Source organism: Xenorhabdus sp. PB62.4, assembly GCF_014467285.1.
Lineage (GTDB): Bacteria > Pseudomonadota > Gammaproteobacteria > Enterobacterales > Enterobacteriaceae > Xenorhabdus.
Genome location: NZ_NKHR01000010.1, coordinates 36,331 through 57,918 on the forward strand (window position 1 = coordinate 36,331; position 21,588 = coordinate 57,918).

Here is a 21,588-nt window from a genome sequence, read left to right on the forward strand (position 1 = left end):
TAAGGGCTAATATGAATCTCGATGACTTGAAACGTGCTGTTCTGGAGAAAAGACTCGAAGAACAATTGAAAGCCCGTGGAAATCAGCAGCAACAGTCATTGATAGAACAAGCGGATCGAAATCAACCATTACCGTTATCCTTTGCACAACAACGGTTATGGTTTCTCAGTCAACTCGATCCGGCGGCCAGTCTGGCCTATCATCTGCCAGTGATATTGCGCCTCAGCGGTCAACTCGACCGCCATGCGCTGGTCACATCACTCGACCACCTGATTACCCGCCATGAGAGCCTGCGTACTCGTTTTGTACTGGTCGAAGGCCAGCCCTGCCAGCATATCGATCCGGCCGATACCGGCTTTGCCCTGTCTTGCCATGACCTGCGTCAGTCAGACCCGGCCTTGCATACTGACCATGTTACCGAACTCATTGATATTGAGGCTCAGACTCCCTTTGACTTTACTCAGGGCCCGCTTATCCGCGGTCAACTACTGCAATTGACAGACGAAGAGCATGTATTATTACTCACCCTGCATCACATTATTACGGATGGCTGGTCCATCGGTATTCTGGTGCAGGAACTGGGCGCCTTCTACCGTGCCGCTCTTGAAGGCCACGAAGCTTCCTTACCCTCGTTGCCTATTCAGTATGCTGACTATGCTGTCTGGCAGCATGAACAATTGCAGGGAACGGCCCTCACTGAACAGCGTGATTTCTGGTGTGATCAACTCAAGGGTGTTCCGGCTTTATTAACGCTTCCCACTGACCGCCCACGCCCGGCAGTACAGACCTATATCGGCGGCAAAGTCTCCTTTCATCTTGACAGCACTTTGTTGGCATCACTTAAGGGACTTGGGCAGCGCCATAACTCTACCTTGTTCATGACCGTGCTGACCGCCTGGAGTATCGTACTTGCCCGGCTAAGTGGTCAGGATGATATTGTTATTGGTACGCCAGTCGCTAACCGACCTCATCATGAACTTGAGGGATTGATTGGTTTCTTTGTCAATACGCTGGCCTTGCGTGTCACATTAAATAACGACATCAGTGTGGCAGAGCTGCTTGCACAAGTTCGGGCGCGGGCGCTTGCTGCCTATGCCAATCAGGATCTGCCTTTTGAGCAGGTAGTGGAAACGCTACAGCCTGAACGCAGCCTCAGTTATAGCCCCGTCTTTCAGGTGATGCTGGCGTTAAATAATACGCCAAGCCAAGCGTTGACATTACCGGGTTTGCAACTCACACCGATTGAACAGGAACGTCGTGGAGCACATTTTGATTTAACGTTATCACTGAACGAAACCGAGACTGGCTTAGTCGGTGATCTGGAATATGCTGCTGATTTGTTCGATTTTACCACCGTTGAGCGCATGATCGGCTATTTGACGAATGTGTTAACGGCAATGGCCGTTGATGAGACACAAAACGTTACCACTCTGCCAATGTTGCCAGCCTCAGAACGACAACAACTGCTGGTTGATTTCAATGCCACTCAGGCGGATTTTCCGCAAAATATGCTGATCCACCAGCTCGTTGAGGATCAGGTAGTAAAGCGTCCCCATGCCACGGCGGTGGTCTGCGAAGGTCAGACGCTGAGCTATGACGAACTGAACCGCCACGCCAATCGCCTGGCTCATCATCTGATTGCGTTGGGCGTGCGTCCTGATGATCCGGTGGCAATCTGTGCTGAGCGCAGTCTGGTGTTGGTGGTGGGCCTGCTTGCCATCCTTAAAGCCGGCGGAGCCTATGTGCCGCTCGATCCCAACTATCCCGCCGAGCGGCTGGCCTATATGCTTGAGGATGCAGCCCCCGTGGCTTTACTGACCCAGACTGAATGGGCCAGTAAGCTAGGCAACTCTGTGCCCACTGTTCTTTTAGATGCCGTTCTTTTTGCGTCTCCGACAACAGACTCTGTTCACAACCCGGATGCTCAGGCATTAGGTCTGACATCGCGCCATAGGGCATATATCATTTACACCTCCGGTTCAACGGGATTGCCCAAAGGGGTTATAGTTGAGCATCGCAATGTCCTTCGCCTGATTATCAATAATGGTTTTGCCGATATCAGGCCAGATGACTGTATTGCCCATTGTGCCAATATTTCATTCGATGCGGCGGTCTGGGAAGTGTGGTCTGGTTTAGCCCATGGCGCCCGAATTCTGTTGATCCCAGAGAAAACTTTACTACAGCCAACTCACTTTGGTCAGTATTTGTCATCAGAAGGTGTCAGTGTGCTATTCCTTACCACGGCACTGTTTAACCAATATGCGAATTTGATTGCGCCATCATTGTCGGGTTTACGTTATGTCTTTTTCGGTGGTGAACAGACTGATACCCGTCCAGCCATTCGCCTCAGGGCTGAACATCCACCAAAACACTTACTGCATATGTATGGCCCGACGGAGACAACCACGTTTGCCACTACCTATGAAATTCCCCTTATAGAAGAAGATGAAAGAAAAATCCCCATCGGCCAGCCGATCGCTAATACTCAGATCTATGTCCTGGATCCCCATGGTCAGCCCGTTCCCCTTGGCGTGACGGGTGAGATTTATGTCGCTGGCGCGGGTGTTGCCCGGGGTTATCTGAACCGCCCTGAACTTACTGCCGAGCGCTTTCTAACTGATCCGTTCTCTTCCGATCCGGATGCGCGCATGTACAAGACCGGTGATCTGGGCCGCTGGCTGCCCGACGGTAATCTCGAATATATCGGTCGCAATGACTTTCAGATCAAGCTACGTGGCTTCCGCATTGAACTCGGCGAAATTGAAACTCAGCTCATTCAATGCCGTGGCGTGCAAAAAGCGGTGGTTCTCGCTCGTGAAGATATTTCTCATGAACAAACAGGTAATGAACAAACAGGTGATAAACAAACGGAGGGACAAAAACGTCTGGTTGCCTATGTACAGCCCCAGACAGGGGTTGAACTGGTTCCCGCTGAACTGCGCCAGCAGCTTGCCCAACATCTCGCTGAATACATGCTGCCCAGTGCTTTTATAATACTTGAATCTTTCCCTCTGACTCCTAACGGTAAAACCGATCGTGACGCTCTTCCCGCTCCTGATGCGTCCGCTTTCATAGTCCGCAATTATGAATCTCCGATGGGTGAAACAGAAATCGCTCTGGCGCAGATCTGGCAACATTTATTGGGGCTTGAACAGGTTGGCCGTTACGACCATTTCTTTGAACTCGGCGGTCATTCATTAATGATCGTCGATCTGATCGAGGAATTGCGTAACATTGGCTGGCAACTTGATGTCCGTAATGTGTTCTCCACGCCTGTCCTTGCCGATATGGCACTGACTATCCAGCGTGACGCTGACACTTTTATTGTGCCACCTAACCGCATTCCAGAGGGTTGTACTGCGATCGTTCCTGATATGTTGCCATTGGTTGCGCTGTCTCAACCCCAGATTGATGCCATCATCGAAACCATTCCCGGCGGAGCCGGTAATGTGCAGGATATTTATCCGCTGGCACCGTTGCAGGAAGGTATTCTGTTTCACTATTTGATGCAGGCACAAGGCGATACTTATTTGTTGCAAAGCTTACTGGCTTTCGATAGTCGTGAACGTCTTGATGCCTTTTTAGCCGCCTTGCAGCAGGTTATCAACCGCCACGATATTCTGCGCACCGCGGTTTACTGGCAAGGATTGGCACAGCCCGTTCAGGCGGTCTGGCGTCAGGCGCCGCTGGACATTGAGGTCTTTATGCCTGCTACAGAGCACGATATTCCTGCGCAGCTACGGGCTCACACCGATCCACGCCGGCATCGTATTAATCTGAACCGGGCACCACTGTTTGCGGCTGATATTGCTTATGACTCAGTGCAGGATGAATGGTTGTTGGCCTTGCGTTTTCATCATCTGGTCAGCGATCACATGACACTGGAGTTAATTTTTGCTGAAATTGCGCTCATATTGCAGGGGCATACAGACACGTTGCCCACAGCGTTACCCTATCGCAATTTTATTGCCCAGATCCTGAGTGAGTCAGCGGCAGAGCATGAAGCTTATTTCCGTGCACAGCTTGCCGATATTGACGCGCCGACGGCACCGTTTGGTGTGCTCTCAATACCGAACAATCAAGCACTGAACAACGAGATAACGGCCGACGACAAATCTATTACCGAAGCGCATCTTCCTCTCGATCCGAAATTGGCAGAATCCATTCGCGCTCAGGCCCGGCGTCTGAAAGTCAGCCCGAGTGTCCTGTTCCATGTTGCCTGGGCACAAGTGCTGGCACAAACCAGCGGGCGTGATGATGTCGTTTTTGGTTCCGTGCTGCTAGGACGTTTACAAGGTGGCGCAGGGGCCAATCAAATATTAGGCATGTTTATCAATACCTTGCCAATACGCGTATCCCTTGCTGGCCGCAACGTACAGGCTGTAGTACAAAGTACCTATCATAATTTGATGGCACTGCTGGAACATGAACAGGCACCATTGACACTGGCACAAAGTTGTAGTGGCGTAGAGCAACCCATGCCGTTGTTCAGTACCCTGCTCAATTACCGTCATTCTCAAATCAACGAAGAAAATGCGGTTAACGCGACTTGGTCAGGTATGCGCGTCATTGCAACCAAGGAACGGACCAACTATCCGATTACGCTGTCGGTGGATGATTTGGGTGTTGGTTTTCATTTAAGCACCCAAACGGTAGCCAGTATCGATCCGACCCGTGTCACCCATTATCTGCTGACCGCGATTAGGGGCCTGGTTAATGCTTTGGTTCATGACCCGCAACTATCGATTCTGAATATTCCGATCCTGCCAGAGACAGAACGGCAACAATTGCTGGTAGATTTCAACGCCACTCAGAGAGACTTCCTGCAAGATGCGCTCATCCACTCGCTTTTTGAAGCTCAGGTATTACAGCGCCCCCATGCCACCGCCGTGGTCTGCGAAGGCCGGACACTCAGCTATGACGAACTGAACCAACGTGCCAATCGTCTGGCACATCATTTGATTGCGCTTGGGGTACGTCCTGACGATCGCGTTGCGATCTGTGCCGAACGCAGCCCGCAACTTATTGTGGGTTTACTCGCTATCCTTAAGGCGGGGGGGGCTTATGTGCCGCTCGATCCGACTTTTCCGGCCGAACGGCTGGCCTATATCTTTGAGGATGTGGCTCCCATCGCCTTACTGACTCAAACCGCATGGGTTGACAAACTGACCAGTCCTTTACCTACGATCCTGCTGGATAATTTACTCAGTGATGAATTTGATAACCCCGAAACTCAGCCAACTCACAACCCGGATATTCAGGCACAAGGGCTGACGTCACGCCATTTGGCCTATGTGATTTACACATCAGGCTCCACCGGATTGCCTAAAGGTGTGATGGTCGAACACCGCAATGTGCTTCGCCTCATCATCAACAGTGGTTTTGCTGATATTGGCCCTGACGATTGTGTTACCCATAGTGCCAATATTGCTTTTGACGCATCAACCTGGGAAATCTGGTCCGCCTTGCTCAATGGCGCGCGTCTGCATATTATCCCCCAATCCGTGTTGCTCGATCCGGTACGTTTCTGTGATTCCCTGATCAAGGGACAAGTTACTGCGCTCTGGTTGACGACGGGCTTGTTTGATAAATACCTTGATGTGCTCAAGCCTCTGTTCGGACAATTGCGTTACCTGCTCGTCGGCGGTGATGTACTCGATCCCAAAAAAATACAACAGGTACAATTAGCTGAATCGCCGCCCGCCTGTTTGATTAATGGATATGGCCCAACAGAAACCACTACGTTTGCCACAGCCTATGCGATTCCGTCACTCATTGATGTTACCCGCCCGCTACCCATCGGCCGGCCTATTTCCAATACCCAGATTTATATTCTCGACGAACATAGTCAGCCCGTTCCCCTTGGTGTGACGGGTGAAATTCATATCGCCGGCATGGGGGTTGCCCGTGGTTATCTGAACCGCCCTGAACTGACCACAGAGCGTTTTCTGACCGATCCGTTCTCTTCGGAGCCAGATGCCCGCATGTATAAAACAGGTGACCTCGGACGCTGGCTGTCTGACGGTAACATCGAATATATCGGCCGCAATGATTTTCAGGTCAAACTACGTGGTTTCCGGATTGAACCGGGTGAAATTGAAACTCAGCTCAGACAATGTCACGGCGTGCGCGATGCGGTAGTTTTGATGCGTGAAGTAGTTTTGATGCGTGAAGTGATTTTGATGCGTGAAGATGAAGCGAGCCAGAAACGCTTAATTGCTTATGTGATGCCTCAGGATGGTGTTGAACTGGTTCCGGCTGAACTGCGCCAGCAGCTCGCCCTGCATCTTGCAGACTATATGCTCCCCAGTGCTTTTGTAACACTCGACGCTTTTCCGCTGACACCCAATGGCAAATTTGACCGCCAGGCGTTTCCTCTCCCCGATTTATCTGCCATCGCAACCCACGAGTATGAAGAACCGAATGAGGAAGAAGAGATCATTCTGGCTCAGATTTGGCAAAACCTGTTGGGATTGGAACGCGTGGGACGCCACGATAACTTTTTTGAACTCGGCGGCCACTCACTGATGATCGTGCAACTGGCAACACGCATACAAGACGAATTTCTGGTTGATATCCCTATTTCTTCGTTATTTCTTTCCCCCAAATTGGCGGAACAGGCCGAAATTATCTTTACAGCTCAAATGGATGCTATAGGGAAAAACGACATTGAATCACTCCAGAACACGCTGGATTTAATGTCAACAGAAGAACTGATGGCGGTGTTAGGTGGAGACAGTAACCAATGATAAGGACTAACATGAATCTCGATAATCTGAAACGTGCCGTTTTAAAAAAGAAAATTAAAGAACAATTACAAACTCAGAAGTATCAGAAACGGCCGCCAATCAGGCAAGTTGCCCGTGATCTTCCTTTGCCATTGTCCTTCGCCCAGCAGCGTCTGTGGTTCCTTAACCAACTCGATCCGGCCACTGGTCTGGCCTATCATATCCCTGTTGCGTTGCGTCTGACGGGGCAACTTCATCATTACGCCCTGTCTAACGCGCTCAACCGTTTGATTGCCCGCCACGAAATTCTCCGTACCCGTTTTGTGCTTATCGGGGGACAGCCCTGCCAGCACATTGATCCTACCGGTGCCGGCTTTGCGCTATCTTATCAAGACCTGCGCTCATTGGATTCAGAAACACAGACTCATCGCCTTGCCGAACTGACAGCTTTTGAAGCACAGCGATCTTTCAACCTGACTCAAGGCCCGCTGATCCGCGGGCATTTGCGGCAACTGGCGGATGAAGAACATGTCTTACTGATCACGCAGCATCATATTATTTCTGATGGCTGGTCTATTGGTGTGCTGGTGCACGAACTGGGAAGTCTCTATCGTGCGGCTCTCGACAATCAGGATGACCCGTTTCCCCCCCTGCCCATTCAGTATGCCGATTATGCCGTCTGGCAACGTGACTGGCTACAAGGCGAGATCCTTGCTCAACAACGTGATTTCTGGTGTGCACAACTCAAAGGTGCACCCACCTTGTTGGATCTGCCGACTGATCGGCCACGCCCGGCCATACAGACTTATACCGCGGATCAAGTATCCGTTCAGTTCGATGCACCCTTGCTGGAATCACTTAAATCATTCGGGCAACGCCATCACACGACCTTGTTTATGACCATACTGGCGGCCTGGAGCATCGTACTTGCCCGGCTCAGCGGTCAGGACGATATTGTTATTGGTACACCGATCGCTAACCGCCCGAATCACGAACTTGAAGGGTTGATTGGTTTCTTTGTCAATACGCTGGCCTTGCGTGTCACATTGAATGATACCGCCAGTGTTGCCGACTTGCTTACGCAAGTCCGCGAGCGGGCACTTGCCGCTTATGCTCATCAGGATTTGCCCTTCGAGCAAGTGGTGGAAGCATTGCAACCCGAACGTAGCCTCAGCCACAGCCCGGTTTTTCAGGTCATGCTGGCCTTAAACAACACACCCGCCAAAACGCTAACGCTATCCGGCCTGCAACTCGCGCCCGCAGAACAAATACGCTACAGTACCCACTTTGATTTGACGCTGTCGCTGACCGAAACTGAGGTTGGCCTGCTCGGTGAACTGGAATACGCCGTTGATTTATTCGATTCTGCCACTGTTGAACGCATGGTCGGCTATTTGAAACAAGTGCTGATCGCAATGACAACGGATGCCACACAAACCATTGCTCACCTGTCGTTATTGCCGGCTTCGGAACGACAACAACTGCTGGTAGAGTTCAACAACACTCAGGCAGATTTCCCACAGGATGCCCTGATTCATCAACTCTTCGAGGCACAAGCTGCGCTTACGCCCAATGCCACCGCCGTAGTATGCGGAGAGCAGTCACTCAGTTATGTCGAACTGAATCAGCGTGCTAATTATCTGGCTCATCATTTGATTGCACAAGGTGTGCGCCCGGATGATCGGGTAGCGATTTGTGCCGAGCGTAATCTGGAAATGGTGGTAGGCTTGCTGGCTATTCTCAAATCTGGTGGTGCCTATGTTCCCCTTGATCCCGCTTATCCGGCTGAACGACTGGTGTATATGCTTGAAGATGCGGCTCCGGTGGTGATACTGACGCAAACAACACTCGCAGACAAACTAACCCGCCCCGTACCCACGGTATTCATTGATAACCAAGAACCGTTCATTCAGGGGCCATCGGCAGACAATCCAAATAGTCAAACATTGGGACTGACATCGCATCACTTGGCCTATGTGATCTACACCTCCGGCTCCACCGGACGGCCAAAAGGGGTCGCCATTGCTCACCGCAATACCGTGAATTTACTGACCTGGGCACAACAAACATTCAGCCCTGAAGAATTGGCTAATACCCTTTTTGCTACGTCACTTAATTTTGATCTGGCGGTATATGAATGCCTTGCGCCCCTCATTTCTGGTGGCACGGTTCATATTGTTTCCGATGCACTGTCATTAATCACCACAGAGTTGACAGCAACAAAGCTATCCACTACAAAACCATCCACTACAAAGCAGTTAATCAGCCTAATCAACACCGTGCCGTCAGCTATTGCACATTTGATTGATGCCAATGCGATCCCTGCTGTAACCAAAACCATCAATTTGGCAGGAGAAGCCCTGAAACCGCATATTGTTGAGCATTTGTTTGCCCGTTCTTCCGTACAGAACGTGTGCAATCTGTATGGCCCATCTGAAACAACAACTTATTCAACATGGATGCGCATGAATCGGGCAACCGGTTTTGTCTCTCATATCGGGCGTCCAATCGCTAATACGCAGATCTATATCCTCGACACTTATGGTCAGCCCGTTCCTCTTGGTGTGACCGGTGAAATTCATATCGCTGGTGCTGGTGTCGCCCGGGGTTACTTAAATCGTCCTGAACTGACCGCTGAACGCTTCCTCATTGATCCGTTCTCCTCTGCCCCGAATGCACGCATGTACAAAACCGGCGACCTCGGACGCTGGCTGCCCAGTGGCAATATTGAATATCTCGGTCGTAATGATTTTCAGGTTAAATTACGGGGTTTCCGAATTGAATTGGGTGAAATCGAAGCACAGCTAATGCAGTGTCATGGTGTGCGCGAAGCCGTCGTTGTTGCCCGCGAAGATATCTCTGCTGAAAAAACAGTCGGTCAGAAGCGATTGGTTGCTTACCTGCTGGCTCAGGATGGTATTGAATTAGTTCCTGCGGAATTACGCCGGCAACTTACTCAGCATCTTGCTGAGTATATGCTGCCCAGTGCTTTTATGGTTCTCGACGTTTTTCCATTGACCCCCAACGGCAAACTCGACCGTCAGGCACTTCCTGCACCCGATTTATCTGCCGTGGTGGCACGTGGCTATGAAGCACCGATCGGAGAGGCAGAAATTGCGTTGGCCCGGATCTGGCAAGATTTGCTAGGACTGGAGCAAGTCAGTCGTCATGACCATTTCTTCGAACTCGGTGGTCACTCGCTGATGATCGTCAGCCTGATTGAACAACTGCACAACCTCGGTTGGCGGCTTGACGTGCGCAGTGTCTTCGCCACGCCTGTCCTGAGTGAACTGGCGCAAGCTGTTCTCGCATATCAGAACAATACTTCTGCTTTCGTGGTGCCAGCTAATCTTATCCGTGAAGATTGTACAGCCATCACACCTGATATGTTGCCGCTGGTTTCGCTGTCTCAGGCTGAAATCAATGCCATTGTTGAAACGATTCCCGACGGGGTAAGCAATATACAGGACATCTATCCGCTGGCACCGTTGCAGGAAGGAATTTTGTTCCATCACTTATTGCAGACACAAGGTGATGATTATCTGCTGCAAAGCCTGCTGGCCTTTGATACCCGTGAACGTCTCGATGCCTTTTTAGGCGCGTTGCAACAAATCATTGACCGCCATGATATTCTGCGTACTTCTGCTTATTGGCAAGAGCTGGCCCAACCTGTTCAGGTGGTCTGGCGTCATGCTCCGTTGTGTATCAAGGTCTTTACTCCGATTACAGCGGACGACGTTCCGTCGCAATTACGTGCTCATACCGATCCTCGCAGGAATCGTCTTGATCTGAGCCGCGCCCCACTGTTTGCTGTGGATATAGCCCACGATCCGGTACAAAGTGAATGGCTGTTGTCCTTACGTTTTCACCATCTGGTTAGCGACCATGTGACATTAGAGCTGATCTTCGCTGAAATTGCTCAGGTGTTGCAGGGAAATACCGAAATGCTGCCCGCGGCACTGCCTTACCGCAACTTTATCGCCCAGACGTTAAGTGTGCCAACCACGGTGCATGAAGACTATTTCCGCGCCCAACTTGCTGATGTTGTTGAGCCGACAGCCCCATTCGGGATACTCAAAGTACACAGTGACAGCAGCACCATCAACGAATCCCGCCTCCCACTCGATCCCGCTTTGGCGAAGAATATTCGCGCGCAGGCCCGTCGTCTGGGCGTCAGCTCCGGCGTACTGTTCCATGTCGCCTGGGCACAGGTATTGGCACATACCAGCGGTCACGACGATGTGGTCTTTGGTTCGGTATTATTGGGCCGTCTACAGGGAATTTCAGGAATCAAACGAATACTGGGCATGTTCATCAATACTCTGCCGATGCGGATTTCCCTGACAGGACGCAGTGTTCGGGAAGTCATACAAGCCACTTACCGCAATCTGACAACATTGCTGGAACATGAGCAGGCACCGTTGGCGCTGGCCCAACGATGCAGTGGCGTGGCACAACCCATGCCGCTTTTCAGCGCCTTGCTGAATTATCGCCACAGTCAGACCAGCGAAGCAGATGCCGTTAACACGACGTGGACAGGGATGCGTATTCTGGCTGCTGAGGAACGAACCAACTATCCCGTCACCCTGTCAGTGGATGATCTGGGATTGGGTTTCCATCTGATGGCTCAGACTGTGCCCGGAATCGACCCTGCCCGCATGATTCAATATCTAACCACTGCCATCAGTGGACTGATTGATGCCTTAACCCATGATCCACAACAACCCATTCTGCAAGTGCCGGTTCTGCCGGCTTCAGAGCGACAACAACTATTGGTGGATTTCAACGCTACTCAGGCAGACTTCCCACAAGATGTTTTGGTCCACCAATTATTTGAAATTGAAGCAGCACGTCATCCCACTGAGATTGCAATGGTGTATGGCGAACAATTACTCAGCTATGAAGAGCTGAATCGCCGTGCCAACCGTTTAGCACATCATTTAATTGCATTGGGTGTAAGACCGGACGATCGGGTAGCGATATGTGTCGAACGCAGTCTGGAGATGGTGGTGGGATTGCTTGGCATTCTCAAGGCTGGCGGTGCTTATGTGCCGCTTGATCCGGCTTATCCGGCTGAACGGCTGGCTTATATGCTTGAGGATTCCGCACCAGTGGTAGTGCTGACCCAACAAGCAATTCAACAAACGGTGTGCCTGAACACTTTTATTGGTTTGAACACCTTGATTGGTTTGAACACCTTGATTGGCTCTGAGTCTACAGGTTCTATACCCATCGTCATGCTCGATACCCAAGAACCGTTTATGGAAACACAGCCGGAACACAACCCAGAAGTGCCGGATCTGACAGTTCACCATCTGGCCTATGTTGTTTACACTTCTGGTTCAACAGGCATCCCCAAAGGCGTGATGAGTAGCCACCGGGCTTTGGGTAACCGGTTGTTGTGGTTCGTGCGTGATATCGCAACATCCCCATTGATCGCAGCGCTGAAAACCAGCATCAGTTTTGTCGATTCGATCACAGAAACACTGGGGACATTGCTGGCCGGCGGTAAGCTGGTGGTTTTCAACAACCATGAAGTGAAAGATCCTGTTCGCTTCTGTGAAGGTTTGCAACGCTTTAACGTTAACCTTTTGGTGGTAGTACCTTCACTATTGAAGCTCTTGATACAGAATCGTAATGACAATGGTCATTACCTGAAATCAATCAGGACATTGATTTGCAGCGGAGAACGACTTGCCCCTGAACTGGCGCGGCAGGTAGTGGCAGAATACCCTTGGCTTCGGTTGCTGAATTTTTATGGTTCGTCTGAAATTAATGGTGATGCTACGTGGTATGAATACAGCGCGACGCCCGGCATACCCGAAGCTTCGGTGATTGGCCGTCCCATCGCCAATACCCAAAGCTATATTCTCGATACTCACGGTCAGCTTGTTCCTTTTGGCGTAACAGGGGAAATCTATATTGCTGGTGCAGGGGTTGCCCGTGGCTACCTGAATCGCCCTGAACTGACCGCTGAACGTTTCTTTAACGATCCTTTCTCTGCAAATCCAAACGCCCGCATGTACAAAACCGGCGATCTCGGCCGCTGGTTGCCTGATGGCAATATCGAATATCTCGGTCGCAATGATTTTCAGGTCAAACTGCGCGGTTTCCGGATTGAGTTAGGTGAAATCGAGGCCCGACTCATGCAGTGCCACGGAGTACGCGAAGCCGTCGTTGTTGTCCGCGAAGAAGTTGTTGACCACGAAGAAGTTGTTGACCACGAAGAAGTTGTTGACCACGAAAGTGAACCGAATCAGCAGCGGTTGGTTGCCTATCTGCGTCCACAGGATGGTGTTGAACTGGTTCCCGCTGAACTGCGTCAGCAACTTGCCCTGCACCTCGCTGAATATATGCTACCCAGTGCTTTTATGATGCTTGAAGCTTTCCCATTGACACCCAATGGTAAACTTGATCGTAAGGCACTCCCTGAACCGGATTCATCTTCCGTGGTAACACGCAGCTATGCTGCGCCAGTCGGTGAAACAGAAACCACTTTGGCGCAAATCTGGCAAGACTTATTGGGGCTGGAGTCAATTGGCCGTAATGACCATTTCTTCGAACTCGGCGGTCATTCCTTGCTGGCGGTCCAGCTTGTCGCACGCATTCGTCAGGCGCTGGCACGAGAGTTACCATTACAGACGATCTTTTCCCGACCGATACTGATGGCGTTGGCTCATACAATTTCTGAGGCTGCCACAACGACACAAGCCATTATCCCCATAGCTGATCGCAGCCAGCCGTTGCCTCTGTCATTTGCCCAACAGCGTTTGTGGTTTCTGGGGCAACTCGATCCGGCGGCAAGTCTGGCCTATCACATCCCTGCGGCACTGCGCCTTACCGGTTCGCTTGATCGTCATGCTTTGGCTACTGCCCTTGATCGTCTGATTGCCCGTCATGAAGGTTTGCGTACTCGTTTTGTGTCGGTTGAAGGGCAACCCTGCCAACACATCGATCCTGCTGATACCGGCTTTGCCCTGTCCTGCCATGACCTGCGCCAGATTGATCCCGATTTGCACGCCAACCGTGTCGCTGAACTTGTCGATATCGAAGCCCGAACCCCCTTCGATTTTGTTCAGGGCCCGCTTATTCGCGGTCAACTGCTGCAACTGACAGATGAAGAGCATGTGTTATTGCTTACCCTGCATCACATCATCACTGACGGCTGGTCTATTGGTGTACTGGTGCGCGAACTGGGGGCTTTCTACCGCGCGGCCCTTGATGGTCATGATGATCCCTTACCACCGCTGCCCATCCAATACGTTGATTATGCCGTCTGGCAACGTGGCTGGCGGCAAGAAGCTACACTGACTGCACAACGTAATTTCTGGTGTACTCAACTTGAGGGTATTCCGGCTTTACTGGCACTGCCGACTGATCGCCCACGTCCATCGGTACAAACTTATGTTGGCGGTCAGGTTTCCTTCCATCTTGATGCCACATTATTGGCATCGCTTAAAAGACTGGGACAGCGCCATAACGCCACTTTGTTTATGACGGTGCTGAGCGCATGGAGCATCGTGCTTGCCCGACTCAGTGGTCAGGATGATATTGTGATTGGCACACCCGTTGCCAACCGTCCACATAATGAACTTGAAGGATTGATCGGGTTCTTTGTCAATACGCTGGCTTTGCGTGTCAGGTTCAAACATGAACTCAGCGTTGCTGACTTGCTTGCACTGGTCCGGGAACAGGCACTCGCTGCCTATGCCCATCAGGATCTGCCTTTTGAGCAGGTAGTGGAAGCATTACAACCTGAGCGCAGCCTCAGTTACAGTCCAATCTTCCAAGTGATGCTGACTTTAAATAACACGCCAGCCCAGAAGCTGGTATTACCCGGTTTACAGCTTGCATCCATTGAGCAGGCACATCATGGCGCCTATTTTGATTTAACGTTATCACTGACTGAAACCGAGTCTGGTTTGGTTGGTATTCTGGCTTATGCCGCTGACCTGTTCGATTTCACAACCGCCGAACGTATGACTGGCTATCTGACAAATATACTGACTGCGATGGTTTCAGATGAGACGAAGGCGATTGCGGCTCTGCCGATGCTGCCTGAATCGGAAAAACAACAATTGTTGGTGAATTTCAATGCCACGCAGACCGACAGTCCGCAAAACACCTTAGTTCACTCACTGTTTGAAACTCAGGCCGACCGGCAGCCTGATGCAACAGCCGTGATGTTTGATGATCAAACTATGAGCTATGGCGAACTCAACCGCCGCGCTAACCGTTTGGCGCATCACCTGATTGCACTAGGTGTCCACCCGGATGAACGGGTGGCGATTTGTGTTGAACGCAGTCTGGATATGGTGGTGGGGTTACTTGCCATTCTCAAGGCCGGTGGGGCTTATGTCCCGCTCGACCCTGCTTACCCGACCGAACGGCTGGCGTATATGCTCAGGGATTCAGCACCGGTAGCTTTACTTACCCAGACAACGCTTGTTGAGACATTGAACCATGCCGTGCCTGCCGCCGGACACACTACTGTGTTACTTGATGTTCCCCAAGTCTGTCTGTCCGAACAGCCAACCCATAACCCGGACACACAGGCATTGGGGCTGGCATCGCACCACTTGGCCTATGTGATCTACACATCCGGCTCGACCGGCTTACCCAAAGGGGTAGAAATGCCGCTGGCGGCCTTGTCAAACTTGCTGCAATGGCACCGTCAGGCTCCTTCACATCCCACCGGAACCGGCAAAACCCTGCAATTCGCCGCTCTGGGATTTGATGTCGCTTTTCAGGAAATATTTACGACCCTGTGTGAAGGCGGTTGCCTGATCCTGATTAATGAAGCCATGCGGCGGGAACCTCAACAGATCCTCCGGTTGATTCAGCAAAAACAAATTGATCGTATTTTCCTCCCCTACATCGCCCTCCAACATCTTGCGGAAGCGGCCAATCACAGTGAGGGAGATTTTGACAACCTGACGCATATTATTACTGCTGGTGAGCAATTACGCATTACACCCGCCATTCAGCGTTTTCTGCAACGGGCTGGCAACTGCCGGTTACACAATCACTATGGCCCAACGGAAAGCCATGTTGCGACCTTCTATATATTGGACAAGGAGAGTGAGCACTGGCCAATGTTGCCTCCCATCGGTCGCCCGATAGCCAACGTACAAATCTATATTCTTGACCAATATGGTCAGCCTGTGCCTCTTGGCGTCACAGGGGAAATCCATATCGCTGGCGCGGGGGTTGCCCGTGGTTACTTAAATCGTCCTGAGCTGACCGCCGAACGTTTCCTCATTGATCCGTTCTCCGCAACTCCCGATGCCCGCATGTACAAAACCGGCGACCTCGGCCGCTGGCTGGCTGATGGCAATATTGAATACCTCGGCCGCAATGACTTTCAGATCAAAATACGCGGTTTCCGTATTGAGTTGGGTGAAATCGAGGCCCAACTGATGCGGTGTTACGGGGTGCGTGATGCGGTTGTTCTTGCCCGCGAAGATGAACCGGATCAGAAACGTCTGGTTGCTTATCTGCGCCCACAGGCGGGTGTTGAACTGGTTCCCGCTGAACTGCGTCAGCAACTTGCCCTGCACCTCGCTGAATATATGCTGCCCAGTGCTTTTATGATGCTTGAAGCTTTCCCATTGACGCCCAATGGAAAACTTGACCGCAAAGCGCTTCCTGCCCCGGATTCATCTGCCATGGTGACGCGCGGTTATGCAGCACCTGTCGGTGAAACAGAAACCGTTCTGGCGCAGATCTGGCAAACATTGCTAGGACTGGAACGGGTTGGACGCCATGACCACTTCTTTGAACTCGGTGGTCATTCCCTGCTGGCCGTTCAGCTCGTTGCACGTATACGTCAGGCGCTGGCCCGGAAGTTGCCGTTGCAACAACTCTTTGCCCAACCTGTCCTGATGGATTTGGCCCAGACCATTACTGACGCGGCTGCAACCACTCAGGCCATTATCCCCGTTGCTGACCGGAGCCAACCATTGCCTTTATCTTTTGCCCAACAGCGTTTGTGGTTTCTGGGACAACTCGATCCGGCGGCGAGTCTGGCTTACCATCTTCCTTCGGCACTGCGCCTTATCGGTTCGCTCAATCGTCAGGCGTTGACCATGGCATTTGATCGTCTGGTTGCCCGCCATGAGAGCTTACGGACTCGTTTTGTGCTGGTGGAAGGTCAACCCTGCCAGCATATCGATCCCGCTGATACCGGCTTTGCCCTGTCCTGCCATGACCTGCGTCAGCTCGATCCGGCCTTGCATACCCGCCGTGTGACTGAACTCGCCGACCTTGAGGCACAAACTCCCTTCGATTTTACTCAGGGCCCGCTTATTCGCGGTCAACTGCTGCAACTGGCAGAGGAAGAACATGTGTTACTGCTTACCCTGCATCACATTATCACTGACGGCTGGTCTATTGGTGTATTAGTACGCGAACTGGGTATCTTCTACCGCGCTGCCCTGTATAACCACGATAATCCTTTACCCCCATTGTCCATTCAATATGCTGACTATGCCGTCTGGCAACATGAACAATTGCAGGGAACGGCCCTCACTGAACAGCGTGATTTCTGGTGTACTCAACTGGAGGGCGCACCAGCTTTACTGGCCCTGCCGACTGATCGCCCTCGCCCAACAGTACAAACTTATGTTGGCGGTCAGGTTTCCTTCCATCTTGATGTCACACTATTGGCATCACTTAAGGGACTGGGACAGCGCCATAATGTTACTTTGTTTATGACTGTGCTGAGCGCATGGAGCATTGTGCTTGCCCGGCTCAGTGGACAGGATGATATTGTGATTGGTACGCCGGTTGCCAATCGCCCACATCATGAACTTGAAGGAATAATGGGTTTCTTTGTCAACACACTGGCCTTGCGCATCAAATTCCATGATGGTCTCAGTGTGGCTGATGTGCTTGCACAGGTCCGGGAGCGGGCGCTCGCGGCCTATGCCCATCAGGATCTGCCTTTTGAGCAGGTAGTGGAAGCATTACAACCTGAACGCAGCCTCAGTTACAGCCCCGTCTTTCAGGTGATGCTGGCCTTAAATAACACGCCAGCTCAAGAACTGGCTTTACCGGAACTACAATTCACACCATTTGAACAGATGCACCATAGCACCCACTTTGATTTGACATTATCATTAGCCGAAACTGAGGCCGGTTTGGCTGGTGCGCTGGCTTATGCGGCTGATTTGTTCGACTCCACTACCGTTGAGCGTATGGTTGATTATCTGACAAATATACTGGCAGCGATGGCGGCTGACGAAACGCAAGCCATTGCTACGTTACCAATGCTACCGAAATCAGAACGGCAACAATTGTTGGTAGACTTCAACGCCACTCAAACGCATTTTCCGCAAGATGCTTTGATCCACCAGCTATTTGAAGCTCAGGCGGCACAACACCCTGACGCTATTGCGGTGATGTTTGGCGATCAAATCATTAGCTATGGCGAACTTAACCGGCGCGCCAATCGTCTGGCCCATCATCTGATTGCGTTGGGTGTGTGTCCGGATGATCGGGTCGCCATTTGTCTCGAACGCAGCCCCGAAATGATTGTGGGTTTACTCGGCATCCTCAAAGCGGGCGGTGCTTATGTCCCGCTTGATCCGGCCTATCCCACTGAACGGCTGGTATATATGCTCGAAGATGCTGCTCCCGTAGTATTACTGACTCAGACAGCACAAAGCGACAAACTGCATGACACTGTGCCTACATTATTATTTGATATACAAGACATTTCTCTGGAAGCACAACCGGATCACAATCCGGAAGCTCGAAAATTGGGGCTAACCTCACGCCATCTGGCGTATGTGATCTACACATCCGGCTCGACAGGGCAACCCAAAGGAGTAATGGTTGAGCACCGCAGTGTCAATCGACTGGTTATCAATAACGCTTATGCGGATATCGGTGCGAATGACTGCGTTGCCCATTGTGCCAATATTGCTTTTGACGCATCGACCTGGGAAATTTGGTCAGCCCTGTTAAACGGTGGGCGTTTGCATGTGGTTTCACAATCCGTGCTGCTTGATCCGGTGCGTTTTTGTGATTCACTCATCAAGGGGAAAGTGACCGCCCTATGGTTAACCGCAGGCTTATTCAACGAGTATCTCGATGTGCTCACCCCTTTATTTGGACAGTTACGCTACCTGCTTATCGGCGGTGATGTTCTCGATCCAAAGAAAATCCAACGTGTACAGTTGGCTGAGTCACAACCCGCACATCTCATTAACGGATACGGTCCAACAGAAACCACGACGTTTGCTGCAACTTATACCATTGCATCACCCGTGAATGTTACCCGCTCTATTCCGATCGGACGTCCAATTGCCAATACCCAAATCTATGTTCTTGACGAATATGGACAACCCGTTCCTTTTGGTGTGACCGGAGAAATTCACATCGCCGGCATGGGAGTTGCCCGCGGTTACCTGAATCGTCCTGAACTGACCGCGGAACATTTCCTTAGCTGTCCGTTCTCCTCCGATCCGGATGCACGCATGTATAAGACCGGCGATCTCGGCCGTTGGCTACCCGACGGTAATATCGAATATCTCGGCCGCAATGATTTTCAGGTTAAACTGCGTGGCTTCCGAATTGAACTCGGTGAAATAGAAACCCGGCTCGCACAATGTCACGGTGTGCGTGAAGCTGTGGTTATTGCCCGCGAAGAGGCTTTTTATGAGAAAATAGATTATGAAAAAACAGGGGGGCAAAAACGACTGGTCGCTTATTTGCTGCCTCAGACAGGTATTGAATTGGTGCCGGCCGAACTGCGCCAGCAACTCACCCAACATCTCGCTGAGTACATGATACCCAGCGCCTTTGTAACGTTAGAGGCTTTCCCATTGACATCCAACGGTAAACTTGATCGTCAGGCGCTCCCTGCCCCTGATTCGTCCGCTATTGTAGTACGTGGTTATGCCGCTCCGATTGGTAAAACTGAGACAATTCTGGCTCAGATTTGGCAAGATTTATTGGGACTGGAACAAATCGGCCGTTATGATCATTTCTTTGAGCTCGGCGGTCACTCATTGCTCGCTGTACAACTATTGAATCGGATGCGTGAACAAGACATGGAAGTTCCGCTGACCGCCTTGTTCGCACACCCGACGTTGTGCTCACTGGCGCTGGCTGCCAGTGAACACCTTGCTGCTCTACCTGTATCTCCATTTGATGCGAATCCCGTACCATTAAGCCCGGCAGGTTCTTTGCTACCTCTATTTCTGGTGCATGAAACTTCCGGTGATCCTTTGGTTTATTCCCCATTGGCGGCCTTACTGCCACCCGAACTCCCCGTTTATGCGTTGCAGGCGCTTGGCATTCACACACTTGAACACCCACCTGTGTCGATTGAGGAACTGGCGACCAGTCACATTCAGGCAATCCGTCGACTTCAACCGCAAGGGCCTTATCGTCTGGCCGGATGGTCAATTGGTGGTTTGATTGCCTATGAAATAGCTCAGCAACTCACGAATGACGGAGAGACGATAGAGTTCCTCGGTATGATTGATTCTTATCATCATGCCAATAACGGTTTCTCTGAAGGGAATAATGAACTGTCAATGATGACTGACCAGCCTGTAGATAAGGAAGCAAGACAAATTGAGTTCATCATTGACTCACTGCGTACTCACGAAAGCGTCAAAGACGAACAGGTATTGGAAGAGCTGCACAAACTGAACAAATTGGAGCAGGTAATTGATCACTGCGTTGCACACCAATGGCTACCGACTAATATCACACGAGAGGATGTCCTCATTCGTTTATATACTGCGGAGCTGATTACGCAGCTTGGTCAAGATTATATCGCGCCGAAATCATCCTTACCTATCCATCTCTATACAGCAGATGAGTTAAACAACGGGGATATTTGGCGGGGTTGGCACGATATTGCCGGCCAAAATTCAGAACTTCACACGATCGGTGGGACGCATTTTTCTATTATGCACCCTCCTTTACTCAATCAGATAGCGGATTCAATCACCGAACACGTGCGGGCTGTTCCTGCTTTCGATCCACGCGTTATCATTCAACTGGGATCTAAATCGGTATCGCCGCTATTCTGCTTGCCCGGCGCGGGTGCCAGCCCTTCTAGTTTGCTTGAACTGGCACTATCATTCCCACAGCCACTCCCGGTATACGCTTTACAGGCACGTGGCTTTACCGTCGAACATAATTATCCTTATACCAGCGTTGAAGGCGCTGCCCGTGCCTATATTCAGGTTATCCGTGAAACCCAACCCCATGGCCCTTATCACCTGCTAGGGCATTCTTTTGGTGGCTGGATCGCCTTTGAAATGGCTTTACAATTACAGGCTGAGGGGGAACAAGTCTCCGATCTCATTCTTATCGATACGGATGAGCCTGACCAGCAAGGCAGCGCCCGTAAGTCAACCAATTATATTGAAACGATAATGGAGTTGATTGATATCTACGATATGATATTAAACCAGCCCCTTCCGCTCACCAGACAAGATTTTGATCATCTGGCGCCGGATGAACAGATCCAATTTCTACACAGTGCCTTGGTGAAAGCCGGTCTTTTCCCAGTCAAAACGCCAATATCACTGCTACAGGGAGTCATCCGCGTTATGCAGGCTAACCTGAACGCCCGCTATATCCCCCGTACACGTTATGAGGGACTTGTTCACCTGATCAGTGCAGAGAACGGGAATATCGATGAAAGGAAAACCCGCGAAACTCAATGGAGCACTCACGTTGCTAAACTGAACACGATGCTTGCTCCCGGAAATCATATGACCATGTTATCTACACCACAGGTTGAGCACTGGCTGACTCAGCTATGGCAGACATTGGATTACACAAATAACCCAAATTCCGCGTTTTTATTCGGAAAGAGAAAACCTCACTGATT

At 51.0% G+C, this 21,588-nt stretch carries 2 protein-coding genes; both read left to right on the forward strand.

Going from position 1 to position 21,588, the window contains the following annotated elements; translation table 11 throughout:
- Positions 1-11 precede the first annotated feature (11 nt).
- Positions 12-6,749: a non-ribosomal peptide synthetase gene (locus Xenpb_RS10510; RefSeq protein ID WP_255523101.1), complete on the forward strand. Its 6,738-nt coding sequence runs from the start codon at positions 12-14 to the stop codon at positions 6,747-6,749.
- 11 nt (positions 6,750-6,760) lie between these two features.
- Positions 6,761-21,586 (forward strand): non-ribosomal peptide synthetase, encoded by a 14,826-nt coding sequence (locus tag Xenpb_RS10515; protein ID WP_255523102.1) that lies wholly within the window; start codon positions 6,761-6,763, stop codon positions 21,584-21,586.
- The last annotated feature ends 2 nt before the right edge of the window (positions 21,587-21,588 follow it).

Coding starts and splice junctions, on each gene's coding strand:
- Xenpb_RS10515 (WP_255523102.1), top strand. CDS start 6,761: ATGAATCTCGATAATCTGAAACGTGCCGTTTTAAAAAAGAAAATTAAA.
- Xenpb_RS10510 (WP_255523101.1), top strand. CDS start 12: ATGAATCTCGATGACTTGAAACGTGCTGTTCTGGAGAAAAGACTCGAA.